Annotated in this window: 26 protein-coding genes; 14 read left to right on the top strand and 12 right to left on the bottom strand. The window is 66.0% G+C overall.

Annotated features, from left to right (window positions below):
• Nucleotides 1-122 precede the first annotated feature (122 nt).
• The 3 genes from ACS5PJ_RS08905 to ACS5PJ_RS08895 are packed head-to-tail and all read left to right on the top strand — an operon-like array spanning nucleotide 123 to nucleotide 2,665.
• Nucleotides 123-914, top strand: a complete 792-nt coding sequence (locus tag ACS5PJ_RS08905; protein ID WP_439434792.1) for an electron transfer flavoprotein subunit beta/FixA family protein — start codon at nucleotides 123-125, stop codon at nucleotides 912-914.
• Between the two features lie 14 nt (nucleotides 915-928).
• Nucleotides 929-1,882: an electron transfer flavoprotein subunit alpha/FixB family protein gene (locus tag ACS5PJ_RS08900; protein WP_439434551.1), complete on the top strand. Its 954-nt coding sequence runs from the start codon at nucleotides 929-931 to the stop codon at nucleotides 1,880-1,882.
• Nucleotides 1,883-1,885: 3 nt separating this feature from the next.
• The gene (locus ACS5PJ_RS08895) at nucleotides 1,886-2,665 is read left to right on the top strand and encodes a PIG-L deacetylase family protein (RefSeq protein WP_439434550.1); all 780 of its coding nucleotides are present in this window, start codon (nucleotides 1,886-1,888) and stop codon (nucleotides 2,663-2,665) included.
• A gap of 44 nt (nucleotides 2,666-2,709) precedes the next feature.
• Here ACS5PJ_RS08895 and ACS5PJ_RS08890 read toward each other — a convergent pair whose 3' ends face one another.
• From ACS5PJ_RS08890 to ACS5PJ_RS08875, 4 genes are all read right to left on the bottom strand, one after another.
• Nucleotides 2,710-3,573, bottom strand: a complete 864-nt coding sequence (locus tag ACS5PJ_RS08890) for an anti-sigma factor (RefSeq protein ID WP_439434549.1) — start codon at nucleotides 3,571-3,573, stop codon at nucleotides 2,710-2,712.
• 1 nt (nucleotide 3,574) lies between these two features.
• Entirely contained in the window at nucleotides 3,575-4,183 is a 609-nt protein-coding gene (locus tag ACS5PJ_RS08885; RefSeq protein ID WP_439434548.1) for a sigma-70 family RNA polymerase sigma factor, read from the bottom strand.
• Between the two features lie 209 nt (nucleotides 4,184-4,392).
• Nucleotides 4,393-4,860 carry a tRNA (cytidine(34)-2'-O)-methyltransferase gene (locus ACS5PJ_RS08880; RefSeq protein ID WP_439434547.1) on the bottom strand — a complete coding sequence of 156 codons (468 nt, stop codon included), beginning with the start codon at nucleotides 4,858-4,860 and terminating at the stop codon, nucleotides 4,393-4,395.
• A gap of 21 nt (nucleotides 4,861-4,881) precedes the next feature.
• Complete coding sequence (locus ACS5PJ_RS08875; RefSeq protein WP_439434546.1) at nucleotides 4,882-5,847, bottom strand: J domain-containing protein; 966 nt, start codon at nucleotides 5,845-5,847, stop codon at nucleotides 4,882-4,884.
• A gap of 126 nt (nucleotides 5,848-5,973) precedes the next feature.
• On the opposite strand from ACS5PJ_RS08875, the gene ACS5PJ_RS08870 reads away from it, so the two are divergent.
• Nucleotides 5,974-6,687 carry a hypothetical protein gene (locus ACS5PJ_RS08870; RefSeq protein ID WP_439434545.1) on the top strand — a complete coding sequence of 238 codons (714 nt, stop codon included), beginning with the start codon at nucleotides 5,974-5,976 and terminating at the stop codon, nucleotides 6,685-6,687.
• Here the strand turns inward: ACS5PJ_RS08870 and ACS5PJ_RS08865 are convergent.
• Nucleotides 6,684-7,109 carry a hypothetical protein gene (locus ACS5PJ_RS08865; RefSeq protein WP_439434544.1) on the bottom strand — a complete coding sequence of 142 codons (426 nt, stop codon included), beginning with the start codon at nucleotides 7,107-7,109 and terminating at the stop codon, nucleotides 6,684-6,686. The genes ACS5PJ_RS08870 and ACS5PJ_RS08865 overlap by 4 nt on opposite strands.
• A gap of 90 nt (nucleotides 7,110-7,199) precedes the next feature.
• Here ACS5PJ_RS08865 and ACS5PJ_RS08860 point away from each other — a divergent pair, with 90 nt between their 5' ends.
• A complete protein-coding gene (locus ACS5PJ_RS08860; protein WP_439434543.1) occupies nucleotides 7,200-7,862 on the top strand; it encodes a helix-turn-helix transcriptional regulator in 663 nt (220 codons plus the stop codon).
• A gap of 48 nt (nucleotides 7,863-7,910) precedes the next feature.
• Nucleotides 7,911-9,143, top strand: a complete 1,233-nt coding sequence (locus ACS5PJ_RS08855) for a cysteine desulfurase family protein (protein WP_439434542.1) — start codon at nucleotides 7,911-7,913, stop codon at nucleotides 9,141-9,143.
• Here ACS5PJ_RS08855 and ACS5PJ_RS08850 read toward each other — a convergent pair.
• A complete protein-coding gene (locus ACS5PJ_RS08850; protein ID WP_439434541.1) occupies nucleotides 9,119-10,375 on the bottom strand; it encodes an NAD(P)/FAD-dependent oxidoreductase in 1,257 nt (418 codons plus the stop codon). The two genes, ACS5PJ_RS08855 and ACS5PJ_RS08850, sit on opposite strands and share 25 nt — an antisense overlap.
• A gap of 203 nt (nucleotides 10,376-10,578) precedes the next feature.
• Here ACS5PJ_RS08850 and mnmA point away from each other — a divergent pair, with 203 nt between their 5' ends.
• The 7 genes from mnmA (at nucleotide 10,579) to ACS5PJ_RS08815 (ending at nucleotide 18,881) form a co-directional block, all read left to right on the top strand.
• Nucleotides 10,579-11,703 carry a tRNA 2-thiouridine(34) synthase MnmA gene (mnmA, locus tag ACS5PJ_RS08845; RefSeq protein WP_439434540.1) on the top strand — a complete coding sequence of 375 codons (1,125 nt, stop codon included), beginning with the start codon at nucleotides 10,579-10,581 and terminating at the stop codon, nucleotides 11,701-11,703.
• 169 nt (nucleotides 11,704-11,872) lie between these two features.
• Nucleotides 11,873-13,513 carry an ABC transporter substrate-binding protein gene (locus ACS5PJ_RS08840; RefSeq protein ID WP_439434539.1) on the top strand — a complete coding sequence of 547 codons (1,641 nt, stop codon included), beginning with the start codon at nucleotides 11,873-11,875 and terminating at the stop codon, nucleotides 13,511-13,513.
• 91 nt (nucleotides 13,514-13,604) lie between these two features.
• Nucleotides 13,605-14,687, top strand: a complete 1,083-nt coding sequence (locus ACS5PJ_RS08835; RefSeq protein WP_439434538.1) for an ABC transporter permease — start codon at nucleotides 13,605-13,607, stop codon at nucleotides 14,685-14,687.
• Nucleotides 14,687-15,685, top strand: coding sequence for an ABC transporter permease (locus ACS5PJ_RS08830; protein WP_439434537.1), 999 nt, complete (start codon nucleotides 14,687-14,689; stop codon nucleotides 15,683-15,685). Before ACS5PJ_RS08835 ends, ACS5PJ_RS08830 begins: the two co-directional genes overlap by 1 nt.
• Nucleotides 15,682-17,394, top strand: a complete 1,713-nt coding sequence (locus tag ACS5PJ_RS08825; protein WP_439434536.1) for an ABC transporter ATP-binding protein — start codon at nucleotides 15,682-15,684, stop codon at nucleotides 17,392-17,394. The genes ACS5PJ_RS08830 and ACS5PJ_RS08825 overlap by 4 nt, the downstream gene beginning before the upstream one ends.
• 99 nt (nucleotides 17,395-17,493) lie before the next feature.
• Nucleotides 17,494-17,880: a chorismate mutase gene (locus ACS5PJ_RS08820; protein WP_439434535.1), complete on the top strand. Its 387-nt coding sequence runs from the start codon at nucleotides 17,494-17,496 to the stop codon at nucleotides 17,878-17,880.
• Nucleotides 17,871-18,881, top strand: a complete 1,011-nt coding sequence (locus tag ACS5PJ_RS08815) for a uroporphyrinogen decarboxylase/cobalamine-independent methonine synthase family protein (protein ID WP_439434534.1) — start codon at nucleotides 17,871-17,873, stop codon at nucleotides 18,879-18,881. The genes ACS5PJ_RS08820 and ACS5PJ_RS08815 overlap by 10 nt, the downstream gene beginning before the upstream one ends.
• A gap of 3 nt (nucleotides 18,882-18,884) precedes the next feature.
• On the opposite strand, the gene ACS5PJ_RS08810 is transcribed toward ACS5PJ_RS08815, so the two are convergent.
• Genes ACS5PJ_RS08810 through ACS5PJ_RS08785 form a run of 6 tightly spaced genes read right to left on the bottom strand, consistent with a single transcriptional unit; the run spans nucleotide 18,885 to nucleotide 24,923 of the window.
• Complete coding sequence (locus ACS5PJ_RS08810) at nucleotides 18,885-19,598, bottom strand: DUF4166 domain-containing protein (RefSeq protein WP_439434533.1); 714 nt, start codon at nucleotides 19,596-19,598, stop codon at nucleotides 18,885-18,887.
• 43 nt (nucleotides 19,599-19,641) lie between these two features.
• The gene (locus tag ACS5PJ_RS08805) at nucleotides 19,642-20,934 is read right to left on the bottom strand and encodes a DUF58 domain-containing protein (RefSeq protein ID WP_439434532.1); all 1,293 of its coding nucleotides are present in this window, start codon (nucleotides 20,932-20,934) and stop codon (nucleotides 19,642-19,644) included.
• A 12-nt stretch (nucleotides 20,935-20,946) separates the two neighbouring features.
• Nucleotides 20,947-21,981, bottom strand: coding sequence for an AAA family ATPase (locus tag ACS5PJ_RS08800; protein WP_439434531.1), 1,035 nt, complete (start codon nucleotides 21,979-21,981; stop codon nucleotides 20,947-20,949).
• Complete coding sequence (locus ACS5PJ_RS08795; protein WP_439434530.1) at nucleotides 21,978-23,153, bottom strand: DUF4350 domain-containing protein; 1,176 nt, start codon at nucleotides 23,151-23,153, stop codon at nucleotides 21,978-21,980. The genes ACS5PJ_RS08800 and ACS5PJ_RS08795 overlap by 4 nt, the downstream gene beginning before the upstream one ends.
• On the bottom strand, nucleotides 23,150-23,821 hold the full coding sequence (locus tag ACS5PJ_RS08790) for a DUF4129 domain-containing protein (protein ID WP_439434529.1): 672 nt from the start codon (nucleotides 23,819-23,821) through the stop codon (nucleotides 23,150-23,152). The genes ACS5PJ_RS08795 and ACS5PJ_RS08790 overlap by 4 nt, the downstream gene beginning before the upstream one ends.
• Nucleotides 23,811-24,923, bottom strand: coding sequence for a DUF7847 domain-containing protein (locus ACS5PJ_RS08785; protein ID WP_439434528.1), 1,113 nt, complete (start codon nucleotides 24,921-24,923; stop codon nucleotides 23,811-23,813). The genes ACS5PJ_RS08790 and ACS5PJ_RS08785 overlap by 11 nt, the downstream gene beginning before the upstream one ends.
• 402 nt (nucleotides 24,924-25,325) lie before the next feature.
• On the opposite strand from ACS5PJ_RS08785, the gene mtrA reads away from it, so the two are divergent.
• Nucleotides 25,326-26,000 (top strand): MtrAB system response regulator MtrA, encoded by a 675-nt coding sequence (mtrA, locus tag ACS5PJ_RS08780; RefSeq protein ID WP_354146011.1) that lies wholly within the window; start codon nucleotides 25,326-25,328, stop codon nucleotides 25,998-26,000.
• Nucleotides 26,001-26,050: the final 50 nt, after the last annotated feature.

Here is a 26,050-nt window from a genome sequence, read left to right as displayed (position 1 = left end):
ACGGGCCGCGGCTATATGGTTAGCTAGGATCTACCCGTACCCCGGGCGTTCCGCGGCCATGACCTCACCCGGCTGGCTATCCACAAGCATGGAAGGCTGCTGTAAATACAGTGGAAGAGACATTGAAGATCATCGTCCTGGTCAAGCACGTGCCGGATGCGCAGTTCGACCGTCACCTCAACGGAGAGGGCTACACCACCGACCGGGATGAAAGCATCCTGTCGGAACTGGATGAATATGCTTTGGAGGCGGCGCTGCAGCTGGCTGAGGCCCGTGGCGGTGCCAAGGCGGGCAACCAGGTCATTGCCCTGAGCATGGGCCCCGCCGGCGCCGTCAACGCCGTCAAAAAGTCGTTGCAGATGGGAGCCACCGAGGGCGTGCATCTCACTGACAGCGCCCTGGCGGGCTCCGACGCTGCGGCCACGTCCCTGGCGCTCGCGGCCGCGGTCCGCCACCTCGGTGCAGTGGACCTCGTCCTCACCGGCATGGCGTCCACCGACGGCGAAACCTCCCTGGTGCCCGCGCAGCTCGCCGAACGCCTCGGCCTGCCCCAGGTCACCTTCGCGTCGTCGCTGACGGTCGACGGCGGCCGGCTCACCGCCCGCCGCGACGCTGACACCTACTCGGAGACCGTGGAAGCCGCGCTGCCGGCCGTCGTGTCCGTCACCGACCAGATCAACGAGCCCCGCTACCCGAATTTCAAGGGCATCATCGCCGCCAAGCGCAAGAGCATCACCACCCTGTCGCTGGCAGACATCGGCGTGGATCCCGCGCAGGTGGGCCACAACGGTTCGTGGACCACCGTGACATCGGCCGAAGAACGCCCGCCCCGCACCGCCGGCACCATCATCACCGACGACGGCGACGCCGGCATCAAACTGGTGGACTTCCTGGCCGCCCAGAAGCTGCTCTAAGAGGGATCACAGATATGGCAAACGTACTCGTATTCATTGATAACCCGGGCCAGGCCCTGAAGAAGAGCAGCCTCGAACTGCTGACCCTGGGCCGGTCCCTGGGTGAGACCGCCGTTGCCGTGAACGGGGACCTCAGCGATGGTGTCTCGGCGGCTTTCGCCGAGTACGGCGTCAGCGCGGTATTCCGCCCGTCCGCCGCCGACCTGGACGACTACCTTGTGGCACCAAAGGCTGCCTACCTCGCGGCCGCGGTCGCCGCTTCCGGCGCAGGGACCGTCCTGCTGGACAACTCACCTGAGGGCAAGGAGATCGCAGGTCGCCTGGGCATCCGCCTGAGCGCCGGCGTCATCACCGACGTTGTGGCGGTCGACGCCGACGGAACGGCGCACAAGTCAGTCCTCGCCGGTTCCTACACCACCGCCGCGAAGACCACCACGCCGGTCACGGTGCTGAGCGTCAAGGCAAACAACGTCAACCCGGAGCCGGCTGCCGCGCCGAGCAGCCCGGAGACCTCCACTGTGGAGGTGCCCGCGGATGCCACGGCCACAGCTGCCCGGATCACGGCCCGCGAGCAGAAGGTGGCCAGCGGCCGCCCTGACCTGACCGACGCACGGATCGTCGTGGCAGGCGGCCGCGGAGTGGACGGCGACTTTGGCCCCGTCGAGCAGCTTGCAGATGCCCTCGGCGCGGCCGTTGGTGCATCCAGGGCAGCCACTGATGCCGGCTGGATCAGCCACGACGCCCAGGTGGGACAGACCGGCAAGACGGTCTCACCCCAGCTGTACATTTCAGCGGGAATCTCCGGCGCCATCCAGCAGAAGGCCGGCATGCAGACGGCCAAGGTTATTGTGGCCATCAACAAGGACGCCGAGTCCCCGGTCTTCGAGATCGCAGACTTCGGCATCATTGGAGACCTCTTCGACGTCCTGCCCCAGGCCACGGAAGAAATCAAGAAGCGAAAAGGCTGATCCTTGACCCCACCAGCTGCTGCAGCACAGAGCCCGTTCAACCCGGCCACGGACCGGGTTGGGCGGGTGCTCTGTTTCGCGGCCCACCCTGACGACATCGACTTCGGCGCGGCCGGCACCATCGCCGCCTGGACTGCCGCCGGCGTGCAGGTCAGCTACTGCATCATGACCGACGGCGACGCCGGGGGCTTCGACCCGGCCCACCGGGCGGAAATCATCTCGCTCAGGGCCGCCGAGCAGCGGCGGGCCGCCGAAATGGTGGGCGTGACCGACATTTACTACCTGCACGAGCGGGACGGCTACCTCGAACCCACCCACGAGGTGATGAAGGGCGTGGTGAAGCTGATCCGGGAAATCCGCCCCGACGTCGTACTGGCCATGCATCCCGAGCGGAACTGGAACCGGCTGCAGAAGAGCCACCCGGACCACCTGGCCGTGGGGGAGGCCGTGACACGCGCCGTCTACCCGGCGGTGGAAAACCCCTTCGCGTACCCGGAACTGGCCGCGGCGGGGCTGGAGGCGTACAAACTCCCCTGGCTGTGGCTATACGCCGGGCCGGAGGAGCGGGAGAACCATTTCGTGGACGTCACAGACCACGTTCCCGCCAAGCTCGACGCCATCCATGTGCACGTCAGCCAGCACCCCGACGTCAAAGCCATGGAAGCCGCTGTGCGGAGCGGGATGACCGTGAACGCACGGCGTGCGGGCATGGCCGAGGGCCGAAGCGCCGAAGCGTTCCACGTCGTGGCCGTCAACGGCCCGGCGACCATCGCCGGCTTTTAGCCCACCGCCCCTGGCGTACGGGCGCGCCGGGGGCTCGGGACGGGTCAGGCTCCCAGTGTCGCAGCGGCCACCACGGGCATGGTCGGCTTGGCTGAGCCGCCCGTCGGTTCAACGGTGATCCCCAAGGCCGCCGCCGAGGCGATGCCCTTCACGAGGGCAGGCTTGGATAGTGCTTCTTCGTCCATCAGGCCCTGGGAAACCGGCGCGGAGCCGTCCCTCGGGATCAGCCACATCTGATAGACCTTGCCTGCCGGAGGTGCAGGCACGCCGTTCATCTTGACGACGAGCGAATCCTTCGAAGCCGACACCAGGACTGTTGCTGTTCCGCCGGCAGTCACGGGCACGGACGCTTCACGGACGTCCCCGGCACGGACCACCTGGTTCAGCGGGTCGTTTTGGTCGGCAACGTAGGCTCCCACGCCAACTCCGCCAAGCGCGATCACGGTGGCGGCCGCAGCGCCGAGGAGCCAACGGCGTGCCCCGCCGGGCTGGCGTCGTTCTTCCCTGCGCTGCCGCAGCTCGGCGAGTTCATCGATGCCCCCTGCCGAAACTTCCGGAGCGGGTGCCGGCGCAGCCGAGGGAGGGGCGACGCCCTCCATCGGCAGCTGCGCCAGCGATGGCAGCTGCGAAACAATGCGCGCAAAAAGATCCGCCGGTGGTTCCGCCTCAGCTGTGAACGAGGCGGCCAGCGTCTCCCTGGCCTGGCGGACGCGCTCAAGGAAAGAGTTGCGCTCTGCGGGGGACGCGGTGGAGATGTAGCGGTCAATGGCGGCGCGTTCAGCGTCCGTGACCGCGTCCAGGGCGTAGAGCTCGGCGAGGTCGACAGCCCGGCCTGAATCCAGGTCCGAAGCGATCGAATCGCCAAACGAACCGGGACGGCGGCCTCCGGGACTATTCATTTCTGTCATCTCAACTCACCCCCAGACATGTCTTCAAGCGGATCAGTCCGTCGCGGATGCGGGACTTGATGGTAGGTACTGCGGCATTGAGCTTTTCCGCTACCTCGCGGTATGTCAGGCCGCCGTAGTAGGCCAGTCTCACGGATTCCTGCTGCGTATCGGTCAGCGTTTCCAGGCAACGGACCACCGCCTCGGCTTCGAGCCTGGTGTCCACCTCATCGGAGACGGAGTCGTGGTCCACGTCCTGGCTGCTGGCGCCGTACCTCGCCTCACGGTCAGTGGCCGACTGCGAGGAACGGACCTTGTCCACCGCCCGGCGGTGCGAAATCGTCATCAGCCACGACAACGGGCTGCCCATCTCCGGGTTGAACTTGCCGGCGTTCTGCCAGACCTGGAGGAACACTTCCTGCGTGGTGTCTTCGCTGAGTTCGGGGTCGATGAGGACGCGGCGTGCCATTCCGAAGACCCTGCGGGAGGTCAGCTGGTAGAACTGGGCAAACGCGGCCTGGTCACCGCCGGCGATCCGGGCAAGCAGCCCTGCCAGACGCTGGCTGAGTTCCGCCGGTGAGTCGGTGACCGTAGGCGGAGCCTCGGAGTTCGGCGCGTTGGGAGTTTCCATCACTACCAAGCATAGGTCGCCCGGCGGACAATCCGGGGCATCACGGCCGTAACCACCGAAGGCGGCACGCAGGCCAGGCTGGACAGTGGAACGGCTTGCCTGCACCAGTGTCACCTGCCGCTCCTTCCCTCGCCCTGATTTTGCTGTCAGGAGTGATTCGGCGCAGGTAGCGCTCCGGATGGGCGGCCGGCCGGACTGAAGTGGGATGCTCAGATGCGGGCGCCTGCAAACCCCTGCTGCCGCCATGCCTCATATACGGCAATGGACGCCGCGTTGGCAAGGTTCAACGAACGCAGGGACGGCAGCATGGGAAGCCGGACCGTCGCGGTGACATGCGGGTCGGTCTTGAGTTCCTCGGGAAGCCCCACGGATTCCTGGCCGAAGAGCAGGACGTCGCCGGGCCGGTAGGCAATGTCCGCGTAGCTGGTGGTGCCGTCCGAGGTGAAGGCATAGACCCGCTCCGGCTGGAGTTCGCGCCAGGCATCTTCGATGCTCTGATGGACCGTGACGACGGCGAGGTCATGGTAATCGAGGCCGGCGCGCCGAAGCTTGGCATCAGAGAAGTCAAAGCCGAGAGGTTCCACAAGGTGCAGTTCGGCGCCGGTGATGGCGGCCAACCTGATGGCGTTGCCGGTGTTGCCAGGGATTTCGGGGGCGTGGAAGAGGATTCGGAACACGGTCCAATCCTAGTCAAATCATCAGTGCATGCCGCGCAGCAGCCTTGCCAGTACGGATACATTGACCGCATTCGGTGTGGGCCCGGAGGAAAGGAAGTGTTTGAGGCCGCGGACCAGACCGGCTGCATTGACCACCTGGATGGTGTCGCTTGACCCGGCGGCGCGCCGGTGCCGGTCGATGACGGGCTCGTGCAGGTTGCCGTCGGGACTGTGGATAACTGTCCAGCCGGTGACGTTCAGTTCGGGAAAGATGTCCTGCATGGCCCGCACGATGTGGGCGAGCTGCGGCGGTGCGATGGAGCGGCCCCCGTGGTTGAGGGTCTGCCCGTCCCACGCATAGGCGCCTTTCGGCAGGAGCATCGAATTGATCAGGGCCAGCCGGTATCCGGACAGCAGCGCGTGGTCGATGTGGTTGCTGTCGGCTGGGGATTGGAGCCCGTTGACCAGCCGGGCCGCAGGAATGGCGGGCAGGACCTGCCTGGAGATGAGTTGCACCGTCCGCATCTCACGCTGGATCCGGGCTTCGGCGCCAAAGATGCCCCGCTTGCGCGGAGCGCCGTGGACCTGCTGGCTGGCCTGGCTGAACGGGATGAGGGGGACCGTCCCGGCGGCCTCAAACGCTGCCGCGTCATAGGGCGGAACATAGAAGGGCGCGTCTCCGGCGGTGCTGCGCGGCGTGCCGGGCCTGTGAACGGAAGCGGACGCGTGGCTCCCTGCGGCAGGTGCATCAAAGTGCGGACCCGCGGCGAAATCACCTGAACCGTTTCCGCCCCTGCCCGCGGCGTAGGAGCGGTCGTAGGCCTTCCTGCGTTGCGGATCCATCAGGGTTTCGTAGGCTGCTGTCACCCGCCGGAAGGCGGCGGCATCTCCGCCATGATCGGGATGGGCCTTACGCGCGGCCCGGCGGTAAGCCACCTTGATTTCCTTCTCGGAGGCCGTCACGGCGACGCGGAGCACCTCGTAATAGGAGCTGCTGCTCTCGGTCAAGCACCCATCCTTCTTTTGGTCTGGCCAGTCCACGGCAGGCAGTCCGGTCGGCCCAGTTTAGCCGCCTGTCCACATAACGTTTGCGCAGGACCGGGTGGTTCCCCGGCTGGCATAAACTCTTGAAGGATGACGGCAGGCATGGCCGTACGGGGCGATCGTATTGGGGTGGACGTGAACGCACAGGCTGCGGCGGGACTGTGGGCAGGGTCTCTGCTGGCTGTATCGGCGCTCACCGGATGCAGTGTCGGCGTGCCGGATCCGGCCGCGCCAAAAGTCGAGCAGGCCGTAACCGCACTTGCCACCCCTACCATCACGCCGGGCCACGACGCCGGGGCGGTGGCCGCCAAGGACATGCCTTTCTCCGCGGGCGGCACATTGGCCAGGGGTGTCCCGGTGGGAATATCGGACGGGCTTAAGGACGCGCCCGGATGGAAACCGGTCAAGCAGAATGTTGCCGGTGAGAGCCAGTATCTGAAAGCCGACAGTTGCCTGGTGGCTGCCAAGGTCCGGACGAACCAGTCGCCGCTGGCGTTGGCGGATGACAAAGAGTCAACTGTTGGCCTCTTTGCTTACCTGGATCCGAGCATCCTGCCTGGCTATTTGAAGACGTCCACTTTGAGGTGGGGTGGCGAGCCTGCCCGGCCAGGACCAAGGGCCGAGGTACTGGTCCTGGGAAAGCCTTCGCTTCCGGGCGCCAGGTCCACGGCCGTCATGGCCCGGTTTTTCGGCACTGCGGCATCGTCTGTCTATATCTCAATCGCCTGCCCGGACGCCGGAAGCCTTGCGGCGGCGCAGGCCGACGTCGTTGAGCGCCTTGTGTTGGTTCCGCCTGCAGGTTAGTGGTTCAGACGGCCGGACCCCGCGGGCGAAAGCCGGTTCAGTGCCACAGCCGCAACCATCAGCCCGAAGTCCCGGAGCGCCACATCGTAGAAGCTGCCCAGGACCAGAAGGTTGACGATGATTCCAAGCAGCCAGACGGCCACGAGCAGGGAACCGAAACGGGGACGGACGGCCACTGCGATCCCGGCGACAATTTCCACAACGCCTACAACGTACATAAAGGTCTGGGCCGGGACCGGCACCACCGACGTGGCAACCGGGGCGAGGTAGATGGTCCAGTCGGCAAGGATGTTGGTGAACTTGTCCAGTCCGAAGATGATCGGCGCGACGGTGAACACTGTGCGGAGCAGGAAAAACGCCTGCCGGTCCGGTGTCGTTACCAGTGCCCGGCCGCCGGACCTGGTTACTCCTGTGGTTTCCATGGTGCACTCCTTCTAAAAGTAGGTATAGTCATTTTAGAAAGTTCCGCAGGTTTAAGCAATGGATTTTGTTTTTAGAATGAGGGGTTCGGAATGCGCAGGCTTCCTTGGGTCCGCCGGATGGCCGCCGTCGCTTCCCTGGGCGACGACAAACGCAGGCAGCTCTTTGAACTGATTGCGTCCTCGGACGCAGCTGTGGGCCGCGACGACGCAGCCCTGGCCCTGGGGGTCCCCAGGAGTACGGCATCGTTCCATCTCGACAAACTGGTCCAGGACGGACTGCTGGCCGTGGAGTTCCGTAAGGCGGCAGGAAAGACCGGTCCCGGCTCAGGCCGTCCGGCCAAGATGTACCGTCCGGCAGCGAGCGAGGTGGGCGCTTCCGTGCCGGACCGGAATTACGATCTTGCCGGTGAACTGCTTGCCGCGGCGATCGAGGATTCCACGGCCACCGGCGGTGCAGTAGGCGACTCGCTCAGGACGACGTCGTACCGCAAGGGCCAGGAGCTCGCCGCAGGGGCCCCGGGCCTGGCGGAGTTCGTTGCGGGGGAGGGTTACCGGCCCGAGCCCGATGGGGCCGGCGGGCTGGTCCTCATGAACTGTCCGTTCCATCGGCTGGCCGGCGGCCACCCGGACGTGGTCTGCGCCATGAACGGTTCCTTTCTGCAGGGTGCAGCCGCGGCGTGCGGAGAACCGGAGGACCGGGTGGCGCAGAATTCCGTGCCCGGCCAGTGCTGCGCCAGAATCACGCCTCCGTGAGTCATTGAGGGCCGTCCCGATGAGGGCAGGCGCCGCTAGAATTGATGGGTGCCCGTTTACCTCGACCATGCAGCCACCACGCCACTTTCTCCGGAGGCGCTGGCAGCCTTGACCCGGGAGCTGTCCCGCACCGGGAACCCGTCATCCCTGCACGGCTCGGGCCGCCGCGCCCGCCGTTCCGTGGAGGACGCCAGGGAGGCCATCGCGACGGCGGCCGGCGCCCACCCCTCCGAGGTCATCTTTACGTCCGGGGGCACTGAGTCCGACAACCTGGCGGTAAAGGGCCTGTTCTGGTCCCGCACCGGCGAGAACCCGTCCCGGCGGCGCATCCTGTGCTCCGCCGTCGAGCATCACGCCGTACTGGACACGGTGGAGTGGCTGGAACGCCACGAAGGCGCCGAGGTCACCTGGCTGCCCGTGGACGCCGAGGGCGTGGTGGACCTCGAAATCCTTGCCGCCGAACTCGCCCGCGATCCGCAATCCATTGCGCTGGTGACGGTCATGTGGGCCAACAACGAAGTGGGCACAGTCCAGCCCGTCCACAGGATTGTCGAGCTGGCGCACGAGGCCGGAGTTCCGGTCCACTCCGACGCCGTGCAGGCGTTTGGCTCGTTGCCGGTCGATTTCAAAGCTTCCGGGCTGGACGTGATGTCGGTGTCCGGGCACAAGATCGGCGGGCCGGTGGGCGTGGGTGCCCTGCTGCTGGGGCGGGCCGTCAAGCTCACCCCCGTGCAGCACGGGGGCGGCCAGGAGCGGGACGTACGCTCCGGGACCCTTGACACGGCGTCCATTGCGGCGTTTGCGGCAGCTGCGGAGGCCGCCACCGCCCGGCTGGCCGCGGAGACTGCCCGCATCTCGGCCCTGCGCGACCGGCTGATCGACGGCGTCCTTGAACGAGTGCCTGAGGCGGTGCTGCGGGGCGCGCCGGGGGAGGGGCGCCTGCCTGGCAATGCGCACTTCACCTTCCCGGGCTGCGAAGGCGATTCACTGCTGTTCCTGCTGGACCTGGCGGGGGTTGAATCCTCCACCGGGTCCGCCTGCACCGCCGGCGTGCCCCGCCCGTCCCATGTCCTGCTGGCCATGGGGCTGGACGAGGAAACGGCACGGGGTGCCCAGCGCTTTACGCTGGGCCACGCATCAACCGACGCCGACGTCGATGCTCTGCTTGCGGCCCTGCCAGGGGCTTACGCCCGCGCCAGGCAGGCGGGCATGGCCGGGCACGAGTCCTCCATTCAGACGGCGGGAACTGTGGCGCGTCAGGCCGCTTCCGGCAGGAGCTGACCGAGCGCAGCGGACGGATCGGCGAGCCGGCTGGCTGAAACGGGTGTTTTCGCGGCGATGAGGGCTTTGATGGTCTTCTGCGCTCCGGGCTGGTCTTTCCGTGGCCAGTTGACGCTCATGCCGGCCACCACACGCGAGTCCTGCTGCCAGAACGCAATGAACTCCTTAGCCTCCAGCGATCCCCGGATCACCGGTTCGGTACCGGCTGCCAAAGCCGGGAAGCCCGAGTACTCCATGCTGACGTCGAACTGGTCTGTATAAAAGTAGGGGATGGCGCTGTGGGTCGCTTCCAGGCCAAGCATTGCCTTCGCTGCCACCTTGCCGCCGTTGAGTGCGTTGGACCAGTGCTCGCTGCGATGGTGCAGGCCGGTGAACGGATGCAGGGCGTTGGCAACGTCGCCCGCCGCAAAAATTCCGGGCACGCTGGTCCGGAGTGAGGCGTCCGTGAGGATCCCGTTGTCCACGGACAGTCCGGCGTCCTGGGCCAACGCCACGTCGGGAACGACGCCCACAGCGACGATCACGATGTCCGCCGGCAGCGTCTCGCCTGAGTCCGTGGTGACGCCGGTGACCAGCCCGGCCACCCCCGTGATCTCCCGCGCGGAGGAGGGCAGCCGGAAGCTGACGCCGTTGGCTTCGTGCAGCCCCCGGAAGAACCGTCCCAGGTCCGGGCCGATGGCGGCCGCCAGGGGGATCTCTTCAAGGCCCAGCAGTGTGACGTGGTTGCCGTATGTTGCCGCCGCGGCCGCCAGCTCCATGCCGATCCAGCCCGAACCGATCATGACCACGTTCTTTCCGCCTGCGGCCAGGGCACTGCGCAATCTGCGGCTGTCATCCAGCGTGCGGAACGTAGAGACGCCGCCCAGATCGCTTCCGGGCAGGCGCAGTGCCCGCGGCGCTGCCCCGGTGGCCAGGAGCAGGGAGCCGTAGTCCAGCAGGCTTCCGTCATCCAGCTGCACCGTGTGGGTGTCCGCACGGATGCCGGTGACCCGGACGCCGAGGCGGAGGCCGACGTCGTTCTCCGCGTACCAGCCTTCCGGCACCACGGGGACGGCGTCCTCGCCGGCCTTGCCCAGCAGGTACTCCTTGGACAATGGCGGCCGCAGGTAGGGGTGGTGGCTTTCGGCACCGACGACGGTTACCCGGCCCGTGTACCCCTCTGCCCGCAGCGTCTTGGCCGCGGTGGCGGCGGCCAATCCTCCGCCCGCTATGACGATGTTCTGAACAGTCACTCCGCTCGCCTCCCGTTTCCCGCCCCGGTTCTAAAACTGTTAATCCTGACTTTAGAAGCGGCGGCCGGCGCAGTCAAGGTCTTTTGGGGGAGCATTCGGCGTGCCGATACAATGGTGCGGCAGGCATTGTGTTGTCTGCGGCCGCCTGAATGGCACCCAGCCCTCAGTTCCTGCCGCCCCCCGAACCCCAAAAGAAAGCCAGTATGCGAGTCTTAGCAGCCATGAGCGGTGGAGTCGACTCCGCCGTTGCCGCAGCACGTGCCGTCGAAGCCGGACACGACGTCGTCGGCGTTCACCTTGCGCTGTCACGCATGCCTGGCACCCTGCGGACAGGCAGCCGCGGCTGCTGCACCATCGAAGACTCCCGCGACGCATGGCGGGCCTGTGATGTGCTCGGCATCCCTTACTACGTCTGGGACTTCTCGGAGCGCTTCAAAGAAGACGTGGTCCAGGACTTCATCGACGAATATGCTGCCGGGCGGACGCCCAACCCCTGCATGCGCTGCAACGAGCGGATCAAGTTCGCCGCCCTGCTGGAAAAGGCAATTGCCCTGGGCTTCGACGCTGTCTGCACGGGACACTACGCCAAGGTCATCCAGGACGCGGACGGAAACCCCGAACTGCACCGGGCCGCCGACTGGGCCAAGGATCAGAGCTACGTGTTGGGCGTGCTCACACACGAGCAGCTTAAGCACTCGATGTTCCCGCTTGCCGATACCCCCTCCAAGGCCGAAGTGCGGGCCGAAGCCGAGCGGCGTGGACTCTCGGTAGCCAACAAGCCTGACAGCCACGACATCTGCTTCATCCCCGACGGCGACACCGCAGGCTGGCTGGCTGAGAAGATCGACATGACCACCGGCGACATCGTGGACGAGACCGGCTCGAAAGTGGGTGAGCACCCCGGGGCCAACGCCTTCACGGTGGGCCAGCGCCGCGGCCTGAAGCTGGGCACCCCCGCAGCGGACGGCAAGCCCCGCTTCGTCCTGGAGATCAGGCCCAAGGAAAACAAAGTAGTGGTCGGCCCGCAGTCCCTGCTGGCCATTGACGAGATCCGCGGCATCAAGGTGTCCTGGGCGGGCCCGCCCATCGCCGAGATCGCCACCGGGGAAGAATTTGACTGCTACGCCCAGGTCCGCGCCCACGGGGACCCCGTGCCGGCCACCGCCCGCATGGTGCCCGGCCCGGATTCGGAACAGCTGCTGGTGACACTGACGGACCCGCTCCGCGGTGTTGCTCCAGGCCAGACCGTGGTCCTCTACCAAGGCAGCCGGGTGCTTGGGCAGGCCACCATCGACGCCGCGCGATCGCTGCAGCGCGCCGAACTTTAGGAAGGGCACCATACCGTTCAGGTAAATTTTGTGTCTCAACTCACTAAAAAGCCGGTTGATGAGCCCGGCGTCTGATTGAATCTACGCATCAGGACAGCGCGCTGCCCGCTCGAGTTATACACCCCTAAGCGGGCGGCGAGCGCGTACTCATCGAACAGAAAGTTCACAGATGACCAAGAGCACTAAAGCCTTGCGGAGCGCAATCGCGCTTGCAGGCGTTTCCGCCTTCGCACTGACTGCCTGCACGGGCCCCTCCGGCGGTGGCGGAACCAGCACCACAGGCGGGGGCACGGCGAGCAGCACCATCACGTACGGCACCACCGACAAGGTCACGGCTCTGGATCCGGCAGGCTCGTATGACAACGGTTCGTTCATGGTGATGAACCAGGTTTACTCGTTCCTGCTGAATTCCAAGCCAGGCGGCGCGGAGCCCGTCCCGGACCTCGCGGAATCGTCCACGTTCACGAAGCCCACGGAATTCACCGTCAAGCTCAAGAGCGGCCTCAAGTGGGCCAACGGCCACGACCTCGATTCCAAGGACGTCAAGTTCTCCTTCGAGCGCCAGCTCAAGATCAACGATCCCAACGGCCCGGCATCCCTGCTGACCAACATCGCCTCAATCGCCACCCCGGACGCCACCACTGTGGTGTTCACGCTCAAGCAGGCCAACGACCAGACGTTCGCCCAGATCCTGCAGAGCCCTGCGGGGCCCATTGTTGACGATGAAGTCTTCCCGGCGGACAAGCTCCTCAGCGACGAGGAAATTGTCAAGGCCAACGCCTTCTACGGCCAGTACGTCATCGACTCCTACAGCAAGAACACGCTGGTCAGCCTTAAAGCCTGGCCGGACTACAAGGGTGTTCTGGGCAAGCCGTCCAACGCCGGTGCAACGATCAAGTACTACACCGATCAGACCAACATGAAGCTGGAAGTCAAGGGCGGCCAGATTGACGTCGCCAACCGCAGCCTGAGTGCCACCGACATTGACGACCTCAAGAAGGACTCCAACGTCACAGTCAACGTCGGACCGGGCGGCGAGATGCGCTACATCGTCTTCAACTTCGACACCATGCCCTTTGGCGCAAAGACGCCCGAAGCGGACCCGAAGAAGGCGCTGGCCGTCCGCCAGGCCGCAGCCAACCTCATCGACCGCCAGGCGATCTCGGAGCAGGTCTACAAGGGCACGTACCTGCCCATGTGGTCCAACGTGCCGTCCGGTTTCCTCGGCGCCAATGAATCCTTCAAGCAGGCCTACGGGGACGGTTCCGGCAAGCCCAGCGCGGACAAGGCCAAGAAGGCCCTGACCGACGCCGGCATCACCACCCCGGTGACCATCAAGCTGCAGTACAACCCGGACCACTACGGCAAGTCATCCGGTGACGAATATGCCATGGTCAAGGACCAGCTGGAGAAGAGCGGACTGTTCAAGGTAGACCTGCAGTCCACTGAGTGGGTTACCTATAACTCGGCTTCGAAGAAGGACAGCTACCCGGTGTTCCAGCTTGGCTGGTTCCCCGACTTCAGCGACCCGGACAACTACCTGACGCCGTTCTTCCCCAAGGGCGGTTTCATGAACAACCACTACTCCAACGCGACCGTCGAAGCGCTGATCGCCAAGCAACTGGTCACCGCTGACAAGTCGGAGCGTGAGAAGCAGGTCCAGGAGGTCCAGAACCTGCTGGCCAAGGACATCTCCACGCTGCCGCTGCTCCAGGGCGCCCAGGTGGCCGTTTCAGGGAAAAACGTGAAGGGCGTGGATTCCACCCTGGACGCATCGTTCAAGTTCCGGCTCGGGCAGGTTTCCAAGTAATTCCAAAGCATCAACCTGGGAGGTGGGGCCGGTTGGCCCTGCCTCCTAGGCGTTCCCACATTTTCCTCGTTCCAAAACAAGCAGGGACAGCATGGCCACATTAATTGATGCGCCGCCGCCAACGGTTGCGACGCCCAAATCCAAATCCGCGGGAGGTGGCCTCGGGAAGTACATCCTGATCCGCTTCCTGCTGATCTTCCCGACAATCTTCATCCTCGTCACCCTGGTTTTCTTCCTGATGCGGATCACCGGTGATCCCATCACGGCGGCCCAGGGCGGCCGACTGCCGCAAGAGCAGATTGATGCCTTGGTCCGGCAGGCCGGCTACGACCGGCCCCTGTTCATTCAGTACCTTGAGTATCTGGGCCAGATCATCACCGGCAACTTCGGCCGGACCATTTCAGATGGCAGGCCTGTGGTGGAAATGCTCACCAAATTCGGCGCCGCCACCCTGGAGCTGGCCGTCAACGGCCTGGTTGTGGCGCTGCTGATAGGAATCCCCCTGGGAATGGTCGCGGCACAGAAACGCGACAAGATCCCGGACGCTCTCCTGCGCTTCTTCGCCATCCTGTGCTACGCCACCCCTGTCTTCTTCGCGGGCCTCTTGCTGAAGCTCGTATTTTCCGTGGGCCTGGGCTGGTTCCCGGTGGCCGGCCGCGCTTCCACCACCACTGAACTGGCGATGGCCCGGCTGTCGGCGCCAACCGGCATCTACTGGCTTGATGCACTGCGGAGCAGCGACCTTGCCGCCTACGGTGACGTCGTCCACCACGCGGTTCTCCCGGCCGTTGCGCTGGGACTATTGACCGCCGGCGTCTTCCTTCGCCTGGTCCGTACCAATGTGATCGGCACCCTGGGCAAGGACTATGTGGAGGCAGGACGGTCCCGCGGAGTCAGCGAATACCGTCTGGTGACCAAGCATGCCTACAAGCCTGCATTGATCCCCATCATCACTGTTATGGGCCTCCAGATCGCGCTGTTGCTGGGCGGTGCAGTGCTGACCGAGACCACTTTCGAATGGAAGGGCCTCGGCTACCAATTGGCGCAGTACCTGACTGCGCGCGACTTTGTCGCTGTCCAGGGCATCGTCATGCTGCTGGCCGTTATTGTGGCCATCACCAACTTCGTCGTGGACATTGCTGCGGCCCTGATTGATCCACGGGTGAGGTACTGATGAGCGCGGAAGCATTCACGCCAAAAAAGAAGTCGTTGCTGGACAGGCTGCCCGTGACGTCCCACATCCGGCGCAGCGTTGGCCTGCAGCGGACCATGCTGCTGATCGGGGTAGTCCTCTGCGCAGGGTTCCTGGTGACTGCACTGTTCGCCCCCCTGCTGGCCCCCTACGGGTATTCGCAAATCTCCGACGACGCCGGGACCTTCCCTGCGCAGGCCGGGCCGGGTGGCAAGCACCTCTGGGGAACAACGGTGGGTGGCTACGACGTGCTCTCCAGAGTCATCTGGGGATCGCAGACGTCGGTGACGGTGATCGTGGTTGCTGTCCTCATGGCCATTTTCCTCGGAGTCTTCCTCGGCCTGATCAGCGGCTACTTCGGTGGCTGGCTGGACCGAATCCTGGTAGTCATCGCTGATGCCATCTATGCCTTTCCCACCCTCCTCCTGGCCATCGTGGTATCCATCGCCATCAATAAGGGCCAGTCCGGCTTCTGGGGCGGCATCCTAGCCTGCGGGTTCGCCATCACGGCTGTCTTCGTGCCGCAGTATTTCCGGGTAATCAGGGCAGAGACCATCCGCCTCAAGGCGGAACCGTTTGTGGAATCCGCCCAGGTGGTTGGTGCGTCCAGCGCCCGGATCATCGCCCGGCACATCTTCGGCAACGCGACCCGCACCCTGCCGCTGATTTTCACGCTCAACGCCTCCGAGGCGATCCTCACGCTGGCCGCCCTGGGCTTCCTGGGCTTCGGCATCGAACCCAGCTCGGCGGCAGAATGGGGCTTCGACCTGAACAAGGCCATGTCCGATGCGTCGTCCGGCATCTGGTGGACAGGTGTCTTCCCGGGCACGGCGATCGTGCTCACCGTCCTGGGCCTGACACTGGTGGGGGAGAGCATGAACGACCTCAACGATCCCCGCTTGCGCGGCCGCAAACGGGCCGGTTCGGGTGCCAAGAGCAAGGCCCCCAACGTGACGAAGCAGAAGGAAGTGTCCGCATGAGCGGCCCCAAGATCATCGAAGCAGGCGCCGGGGACGGCACCGGAAATGTACTGGAAATTGACCATCTTAAGGTCACCTTCGCCACGGACGGCGGCGACGTCTATGCCGTCAAGGATGTAAGCCTGGACGTCCGTGCCGGTGAGGTCCTGGCAATCGTCGGCGAATCGGGTTCCGGCAAGACCGTCACGGCCAAGACCATCCTGGGTCTCCTTCCCGAGACCGCCACCAGCGGCGGCGCCGTCCTCATTAACGGGAACAACGTGATCAGCGTCAGTGCCTCGCAGCTGAGGCAGATCCGTGGCCGCGATGTAGCCATGGTGTTCCAGGAGCCTTCCACGGCCCTGAACCCCGTCTTCACCGTGGGCTGGCAGATTGCCGAAGGCATCCGGGCCCACGCCGGCGGACCGGGCGGAAAGCGGGTCTCGGCCAAGGATGCCAAAGCCCGGGCCATCGAGGCCCTGCGGAAGGTCGGCATCCCGGATCCTGAGCACCGGGTCAACTATTATCCTCACCAGTTCTCCGGGGGGCAGAAACAGCGTGTGGTGATCGCCGCCGCCCTGGCCCTGAACCCCGGGCTGATTGTGGCGGATGAGCCCACCACGGCGCTGGACGTCACCGTGCAGGCGGAGATCCTGGAGTTACTGAGGAACCTCCGCGACACATACGGGACAGCGATCGTGCTGATCACCCACAACATGGGCGTGGTTGCCGACCTCGCTGACCGCGTAGTGGTGATGTACCAGGGCGACGTCGTGGAGGAAGCGCCGGTGCGGGTGCTGTTCGCGCAACCCAGGGAGGATTACACCAAGAAGCTGCTGGCCGCTGTGCCGCACCTGGGCAGGAACTCGGCCTCGGAAGGACTGAAGGAACGCGCCCACCAGGGCGCTCCGGTGCTGGTGGAGGCAACCAACCTGACCATTGAGTACCCCGGCCGGCTGGGTACCCCCGCCTTTAAGGCCGTGGACGGGGTCAGCTTCACCGTCTCGGAAGGTGAGGTCTTCGGCCTGGTGGGCGAGTCCGGCTCAGGGAAGACCACCATCGGCCGCGCGATCGCCGGCCTGAACCGGACCACGGGTGGCAGCCTGAAGGTGCTTGGCTACGAAATGCTGAACATGAAGGAGCGGACGTTCAAGCCGCTGCGGAAGGACATTGGCTTCGTCTTCCAGGACCCGGCCGCGTCATTCAACCCGCACCTGACCATCGGCGACTGCGTGGCGGAGCCCATGATCATCCACACCAACCCCAGCCCGGCGCAGGCGCGCAAACGCGTTTCCGAGCTGCTCGAATCAGTCCAACTGCCGGCGTCGTACGCTGAACGCTTCCCGCACGAGCTCTCCGGCGGGCAGCGTCAGCGGGCTTCACTGGCACGCGCACTGATCCTGAACCCGAGGCTCCTGATTGCGGATGAGCCGACGTCGGCCCTGGACGTTTCCGTGCAAGCCAAGGTCCTGGAGCTCTTCAAGGAGATCCAGGCCGAGTTCGGGTTCGCGGCGCTGTTCATCAGCCACGACCTCGCCGTGGTGGACATCCTTTCGGAATGGATCGGTGTGCTCTACAAGGGGAAGCTGGTGGAGCAGGGGATCGGCAGCCAGGTAATGGGCGCGCCCCAGCACGACTACACCAAGCGGCTGATCGCCTCTCTTCCGGTCCCTGATCCGGACGAGCAGGCGCGGCGGCGCGAGGAGCACCGGGCACTGCTCGCCACCTAGGCCGGCAATAGAGGTTGTCTGGGGCCCGTCCTGAGTCACTTGTGAGTGTGCAGGGACGCAGAGCGGGCCCCACCACGCGGCTGCCCATAGACTTGGATCATGACGCAGCAAAACCATGATGTTCCCGAAACCGACACTTTCGATCCGGCCGCGAGTTCGCTGGCCGGCCAGGTGAACGATTCGGTGATGGCGGAACTGCTGTCCATCCGCTCCAGCATCGACAACATCGATGCCACCCTCGTTTACCTTCTGGCCGAACGGTTTAAGGCGACCCAGAAAGTGGGCTTCCTCAAGGCCGCACACAGGCTCCCGGCAGGTGACCCCGGGCGCGAAGCAGCCCAGATCGCGCGGCTCCGCCGGCTGGCAGAGGACGCCCACCTTGATCCCGCTTTCGCGGAAAAGTTCCTTAATTTCATCATCGGAGAGGTCATCCGCCACCACGAGGCCATCGCCGAGGACCATCAGGCTGCCGCAGAGTGGAAGTAACCGCCACCGGGCTGGGTCCCTGGCCGGGGGAGGACCCCGTGGAGGCCGCCCGCATCATCCGGGGTGAGCTCGGCAGCCCGCACCTGCCGTTCCTGGCGGAACTTCCGGAGCGCGGCGTCGGCTCGGACGCCCTGGGCCGGACTGCATCGCTTCTGGTAGAGCTGGCAGTTGATGTCCAGCCCTACGGCTGGCGTCTGGTGGACCGTCCGGGGAAGGATTTCCGCCGCGCCGCCTCTGCGCTGTCAACGGACATCAACGTCCTGGCTGACGTAGCCGGCACCGAGGATACTCCCGCCGCAGAGTTCAAGCTCCAGCTCATGGGACCGCTCAGCCTCGCGGCCGGACTGCACCTGCACAACGGCGAACGCGCCCTCCTGGACTACGGAGCCCGCAGGGACATAGCGGCCTCGCTGGCCGCCGGCGTGCAAAGCCACCTGTCCAGGGTCTCAAGCGCGGTTCCCGGCGCGCGGCTGGTGGTCCAGCTCGACGAGCCTGACATCGCCGCCGTTCTTGCCGGCACCATCCCGACCTCGAGCGGTTACCGCACGCTGCGCGCCGTGGGCGGCCAGGAGGTCACCGAATCCTGGCGTCTGGTGATCGAGGCCCTCCGCGCCGCGGGGGCAGCCGAAGTGGTTATCTCGGTCCCGGAGATCGAAGCGCCGATCGACCGAATTGTTGCGGCCGGTGCGGACGGAGTAGCCGTTCCACTGAAAGCCCTGACAACGAAACAGTGGGAGCAGCTGGCCCCGGCAGTGGAAGCGGGCAAGCGGCTCTGGGCAGGCGCCCTGGACCTCAGCAACGGCACGCTGCCCAGGGTTGCCGAAGCCGTGGACGCCTTGTGGCGGCCGTGGCGCCAGCTGGGCCTGCCGGCGTCGTCCTTGGGCCTTGTGCGGGTGACCCCCTCCGCGGGACTGGCCCGCCACACGCCGTCCACCGCCACCGCGGTACTTGCCCGGCTCACCCAAGTGGCTGACGGGCTGAACCAGCAGGCCCACGGCTAGCCCCTACACGCGGTTTTCCCACCGGTCCGGCTGGGCGTAGCGGGGCAGGAAACTTTCCGCCGAGCTGCCGCCGAGGTAAGGGCGAAGGCGGTACGTGAAACTGCCCGCATACACCAGCACCTGGCCGATCTGGGGCTGGATGACCTTGACCTGGATCCGGTGCATCCCATGCTCTCCCGCGTCTGCGTCCCACCACTGTTCGGCGTAGGCCTTTGCGTCAACGGTTGCAGGCAGCGGCATCCGGAGCGGGCCAAGGAAGAGCCTGGAGTCTTCGGAGACCCCGCGCAGCCTCCCCCCGGCGGTCACGCTGACATTCAGGTCCGTCACCATGCGCCGGAACCTGCCCAGGTAGTCCACCAGCCGCGGCCCGTCAGCAGACTCCATCAGACTGGTGGTGTCCTGGAAAATCCGGCTGTGGCTGGGGAAGCGGATCTCGCGCCGGGCGGTCAGGCTCGAACGGCCGAACGGATCCCGGTGCGCGTGGTTCTCGATCCTGAACGGGATGTTCTCGCCGTACTCGGGGAAGAAAGCCTCCTCCCCGGACGTGAGCTTCAACAGCGGCCGCAGCCACGCCTGCCGGCAGCCAACCACGTCGAAAACGCCTTCGCCCACTCCGTAGTGTCCGGAGCCGGGGACCAGCGAAAAATACTCCTGGAGTTCAGGCTGCAGCCGGTGGAAGTCTTCGCCCAAGGCCTGTTTATAGATGGAATCGTTCATTGTTGACCTCCTGGTCGGTACCGCCGGCCGCGCTGCGGTTGGTTCACAATCTACCTGCAGCTTTGAGGCGGATGTACATGTCAGCCAGCTGCGGAGGCAGTTGGTGCGGTTCCGCATCCACCACTTCGACGCCGTGGTGCCGGAGTTCGGCCGCAACGGCCGCCCGTTCCAGGAGTGCGCGTTCAGCCGATGCCGCCCGGAAAACGTCCGTGGCGTTCGTGCGTTCCTCGAGCATCTGCCCCAACACGGGATCGCGGACGGCGGCCACCACCACAACGTGCTGCCGCGCCAGCTGCGCAGCGACCGGAATGAGTCCTTCCTCCGGTGCGCCGCCGTCCAACGAAGTCAGCAGTACAACCAGGGACCTGTGGGCGGAGACGGTTCGGATCTGGCCCGGGATGCTCGGCCAGTCAAGTTCGATCAGCTCGGCTTCCAGCGGTGCCATCGCCTGCACCAGCTGCCCCAGGAGGTTACCGGAGGTGGCGGATCCTGCCCTGGCGCGCGGGCGGCGGTCATAGGCGAGGAAGTCCACCCGGTCACCGCCGCGTTCGGCAAGGACCGCCAGCAGCAACGCCGCTTCCATTCCGGTGTCCAGGCGCGGCTCGTCCTCGATCCTCGCCGCCGAGACCCGGGACGTATCGAGCATGATCACCACCCGCCGGTCGCGTTCCGGCCGCCACGTGCGGACGACGACGGCGGAGCGTCGGGCGGTTGCCCGCCAGTCGATTGAACGGACGTCGTCCCCCCGGACGTAGTCCCGGAGCGAATCGAATTCAGTGCCTGCACCGCGGATCTGCACCGCGGCCTTGCCGTCGAGTTCCCGGAGCTTCCTGAGCTTGGACGGCAGGTGCCTTCGCGAATGGAACGGCGGCAGCACCCGCAGGACGCCTGGACAGGCAAATGTCCGCTGGCGTGCTGCGAGCCCCAGGGGCCCGTGGGAGCGCACGGTAACGTGCGGAGCTTTCACGTCACCGCGTCGTGCGGGCTGGAGCCGGACGCTCATGCGGCGGCTCTCGCCGTCGGGAACCTGGAGTTCCTGGACCGGGTCGTGCGCCCCGGCCGAGGGTTGCCAGGCATCCCGGATGGTGGCCCGCAGGCGCCGCGGGCCGTTGTTGAACACGGTGAGGACGGAGACGGCTGACCCGTGCAGCGTGACATTGCCGGGGTCGGCACGCCGGACGGCAACCGTTCGAGGTGAAGCTGCCAGGGCGGCGTCCAGGCAAAGCAATGCGGCGAGGGCAGAGAGCACGGTCAGGACCGATCCCCAGCCTGGCAGCAGCAGGACAGGCACCAGCCCCACGAGGGCGAGCAACACGAAGCGTCCGGAGAGTGCCATGGCGGAGGCGGATCAGCGGGGGACGGGTACGGAGGCCAGGATGCTGCCCAGGACGTCGTCCACGCGGACACCGTCCATCTGGGCATCAGGCTGAAGGGCCACCCGGTGGCGCAGGCACGGCAGCGCGAGGGCCTTGACGTCGTCGGGGGTGACAAAACTTCGCCCTGACAGCCAGGCCCAGGCCCGGGACGTATTCAGCAGGGCCGTTGCGCCGCGGGGCGAGACGCCGAGCTGGAACGACGGTGCCTGCCGGGTGGCACGCACCAGGTCCACGATGTAGCCGATGATTTCCGGTTCGACGGCGACAGCCGCCACGGCCCGCCGCGCCCGTTCGAGGTCGTCGGCACCGGCCACGGGCCGGACGCCGGCCGCGTCCAGATCCCGCGGGTTGAAGCCGGCCGCATGCCGCCGGATCACCTCCACCTCGTCCGTCCGGCCGGGCAGGGGCATGGTCAGCTTGAGCAGGAAGCGGTCCAGCTGGGCCTCGGGCAGGGGATAGGTCCCCTCGTATTCAACGGGGTTCTGGGTGGCCGCCACCAGGAAAGGTGCCGGCAGCGGCCGGGACACACCGTCCACAGAGACCTGCCGCTCTTCCATCGCCTCCAGGAGGGAGGCCTGGGTCTTTGGCGGTGTGCGGTTGATCTCGTCAGCGAGCAGGATGTTCGTGAAGACCGGACCCTCCCGGAAGCTGAAAACCGAGGTGTGGGAGTCATAGACCAGGGAACCGGTAATGTCCCCGGGCATCAGGTCCGGTGTGAACTGCACCCGCTTGGTGTCCAGGCTCAGCGCAGCCGAAAGGGCGCGGACCAGCAAGGTCTTGGCGACGCCGGGCACGCCCTCGAGCAGCACATGCCCGTCGGAAAGCAGCGCTATGAGCATCCCCGTGACCGTTGCGTCCTGGCCCACCACGGCCTTTGCCACCTCGTGGCGGACGTCCAACAGTGCCTGGCGTGCAGGATCGTGCTCCCGTCCGGCCGTCTGGACCCGCGCGTCCGGAAATTGCCGCTCCGAATCGAGGATTTGCTGGGCACGGTGCTGTTCGTTCATCGGGTCCTGACCTCGTTCTCTAGTTTCTCCAGTGCCTGTGACCATTGCACCAGCCTTGCTTCATTCTTTGGCCGCTCGTTGACCAGGGCACTGATCTCGGCGGCCGGCCGGCCCAGCTGCCGGGCTGCTGCCATGGTGACGTCGTCGGCGGTGGCACCGGCGCCCAGCCGCAGAGCCTTGGCCAGCCTTACCAGCGTGCCCGCACGCAGGTTGTCCCGGGCCCGGTCAAGCGCGTGCGCATCCTGGTAAAGCCGCGCGCGGCCTTCGGCAGTTTCCGCCGCCTTGACCACCACCGGCAACGGTTCAAAAACAAGGGGACCCAGCCGCCGCCCACGCCACACCATGGCGAGAACGGCCACGAAGATCAGCCAGGGTCCCAGAAAGGCCACCCAATCGGGGGCGAGTTCGTCAAGAGTCTGCGGCGACTCCGATGCACCCGCGTCGGCGAGCCCCGGCAGGTACCAGACCAGATCGCGGGACGCGCCCAGCGTCCGCAGGACCAGCGCCGCGTGGCCGTTCTCTGCCAGCGCGCGGTTGCTGATGGCGGCGGCACTGCCCAGGACGGTCAGGGCACCACCGTCGGTGGAGGCAAGCAGCCCGGCGGTGCTGCCGGGTGGGCGGTAGCAGACCGTGCCGCCGTCGTACACGAAGCCGGCTTCACCCGAAACCGGCCCGGCCGCCGTCGCATCGGGAAGGCCGCAGCCGGGTTCGAGCAGCGGTGACGAATCCGGCACCACTCCTGCCTGGCGGATTCCGGCGTCGAGCGCCGTCAGGGTGCCCAGCCGGGGCGTCACCAGCACCACCCGTTCGGCTGCCGACGTCAGGGGGGCAAGCTGGGAGCCGTCCAGGAATCCGCCCCGGTCGTACAGAAGGAGCGTGGCTCCCGGCCTGTCGTCAAGTGCCTGAATGGCCTGATCGAAAGAACCCACGTCCTTCACGGACACTCCGTGTGAACCCAGGATCCGGCTTACCGCCTTCGCGCCGTCAGGACCCGCGTTATGCACCGACAAGGGGAAGGCGTCGCCCCGGGGAGCGAGCTGGCCGGCAATGATCACGGCCAGTCCGGCGGCGGCGGCCACTCCGGTGGCTGCCCAGCCACGGTGCCGCCGGACCCAGGAGCCCGCGCCCGCGCCCCGGCCAGTGCCCGCGCCCGCCTGAAGGGCCTGCGTCATCGCGAAGCCTCCGCATCATCGCTGCCGGCCATGCCGAAATCGGCAGGAACATTTTGGCTTTCCGGTTTGAGCGATCCCAACACCGTGTCCAGTTCCAGCATCGCGGCGTAGGCACTGCGGTCAGCGGACTCGTTGCCGTAACGGATTCCGTCGAACATCCGCGCAGCCTGGCCAAGACGCCGGGCCTCCGGGCTGAAGGGCGTGGCCAGTTCCCGTGCCACCTCGTCCGCGGTCCGGCCGGGCCTGGGGTCCAGGACATTCCTCTCTTCGGCGGTTCGCACCAGCGCCCGGAAGCAGTCGACGACGGCGGCATTCCAGTTCCCTGCGGAAGCTGCGGCCGCCGCCCGCCCGCGGTACGCCGTGGCAGTGACTGTTGGATCGGCGTCGAACATGTCCACGGACCGTTTGGCCTTTGCATTGAGGCGCGGGCGGGCAAGAATGATCGCCGTACCGATGAGGACGGCGATGGCCACGCCGATCCAGGGAGCCGCCACCGGGGTATCGGCCGCGGACCCGCCGTCCAGGGAGCGAAGCCAGTCCAGGAAACCTTGCCAGGCATCCTCCAGCCAGTCAGGGGAGGCGTCACGATATTCGGGCTTGGCCAGTTCTTCCTGGGCCCAACGGCGGGCCTCGTCCCGGCCGGGCAACACCGGGGGCTCAGCGGCCATTCGGCCATGCCCCGTATGGCGGCCGTGGACCATTCGCCACGCCCGGTCCTTGACCGTTCCCCGGTCCTTGACCGTTTCCCGGTCCTTGACCGTTTCCCGGTCCTGCCCGATATACCGGCAGGCCGCGGCCAGGAACGCCGTCGGGGTCCGCGCCCGATTCGAGCTGCCGCAGCAGGGCTATGTCCAGGCCGTCCCACCGCATCCTGAGATCCAGGTACAGCAGCGCCATGACCGAGGTCTGGAAGGCGAATCCCACGGCGCCGACGAGTGCGCCGATAACCGCCGTGGCCACGCCCGTGACGATCGCTGTCATCAATGCCTGCCCGGACCCGCCGTGAGGTGAAACCACCGTGGTGTAGAAACTGGAGAGAAGGGACACGGGAATCATGACCACCTGGGCAATGATTCCCACCATGAAGCTCACCACCAGGGTGATGCCCAGGAGCCGCCACCAGTTGTTGCGGGTGAGCTGCCAGGAGCGGCCCAGGCTGTCCAGCGCTCCGAGTTCCTCAACGACAACCACGGCCGGCGCAACCATCAGTTTGATGTAGATCCAGATGAAAAGCAGGATGTACAAGAAGCCAAGGGGGACAAGCACCAGAGCCCCCGCCGCGCCAACAGTTCTGATCAGCAGCACGGCCAAGGCCATGAAGAGGAGCACCGCGATCAGGCCGCCGGCGAACAACAGGGCGGCGAGGCGGATCAGGGGCCAGATGCGGGAGCGCGCCAGCCTCCACATCTGTCCGAAGCCGGTGGAGCGGTTAAGGACGGCCCGGGCCACTGGAACAACCATGGCACCCTGAAGCACGGCAGACAGGAAGAGCGTCAATACGGAAACCAGCAGGATTCCTCCGGCGAAGGACAGGACAAACGCGATGAGATCCTGATCTGTCAGCCCTGCCGCCCAGGTTTCGATCGACGCCGCCGACGTGGCCGTGAACGTTGTGAGGACCGCAGCCACCACGGCCGCAATGGACTGCACCAGCAGCGCGGCCCCGAGCATAGCCTTGGCATTGCCCCGGATGGCCTGGAACGAGCCGTCCAGGATTTCGCCGAACATCAAGGGGCGAAGCGGGACTATGCCGGGCTTGGGCGGCGCCACGTATCCGCGCTGGTTGTAAGGCGGGACGCCGGAGGGGTTCGGCGGCGGCGGTGCCCATGCGGGCTGGCCGCCCGACGGTGTACCCCAGACCGGCGCACCGCCCCACGGCGCCTCTGCAGGGCCACCGGACGGATTCTGCGGCGGAGGTCCCCAGGCGGGCTGTGGCCATGAAGGCTGTCCAGACGACGGCTGTCCCCATGAAGGCTGTCCCCACGGAGGCCGGCCGTCGCCCTGCGACGGCCGCATGTTCGGATCCTGGTGTGACAACCTGTTCCTTCCCCCGTTGCGGCACTGTCCGCGTCCTGTCAGCCTATAGTTCCGGCGTCGGGCGTCATAGTGTTTCGCCATGCCGTACAAGGCGTTGAGCAGGACAAAGCCTGTTCAATAAGGGAACATATAACTATGAAGGCACGCATTCTGGTAGTTGACGATGACGAGGCGCTGGCCGAGATGATTGGAATTGTTCTCCGCAATGACGGCTTTGAGCCGGTCTTCTGCGCTGACGGCGGCCAGGCGCTTGACATCTTCCGTTCGTCCAAGCCGGACCTCGTGCTGCTTGACCTCATGCTTCCCGGGGTGGACGGCATTGAGGTCTGCCGGCAGATCCGGTCCGAATCCGACGTGCCCATCGTGATGCTTACCGCCAAGTCAGACACCTCCGACGTCGTCCGCGGGCTCGAATCCGGGGCTGACGACTACGTGCCTAAGCCCTTCAAGCCTGCCGAACTTGTGGCCCGTGTACGTGCGCGCCTGCGCCCAGGCGACCAGAAGGCCCCCGAAACACTGCGGATCGCCGACATCACCATTGACGTGGCCGGCCACACCGTGAAACGGGCCGACGAGCGCATTTCCCTGACTCCTCTTGAATTCGACCTCCTGGTGGCCCTGGCCCGGAAGCCGTGGCAGGTGTTCACGCGGGAACTGCTGCTGGAGCAGGTGTGGGGCTACCGCCATGCGGCGGACACCCGGCTGGTCAACGTCCACGTACAACGCCTCCGGTCCAAGATAGAACGTGATCCGGAAGCCCCGGAAGTAGTATTGACGGTTCGTGGTGTCGGCTACAAAGCAGGTTCCTGAGCCTTCAGGACCGGGCGACGACCGTGAGCCGGGCGCGGCCGCAGTAAAGG

Origin of the sequence: Pseudarthrobacter cremeus (assembly GCF_051857465.1) — a bacterium.
Taxonomy (GTDB): domain Bacteria; phylum Actinomycetota; class Actinomycetes; order Actinomycetales; family Micrococcaceae; genus Arthrobacter.
The sequence above is the reverse complement of the archived record's forward strand: the minus strand, read 5'-3'. Positions and strand labels throughout refer to the sequence as shown.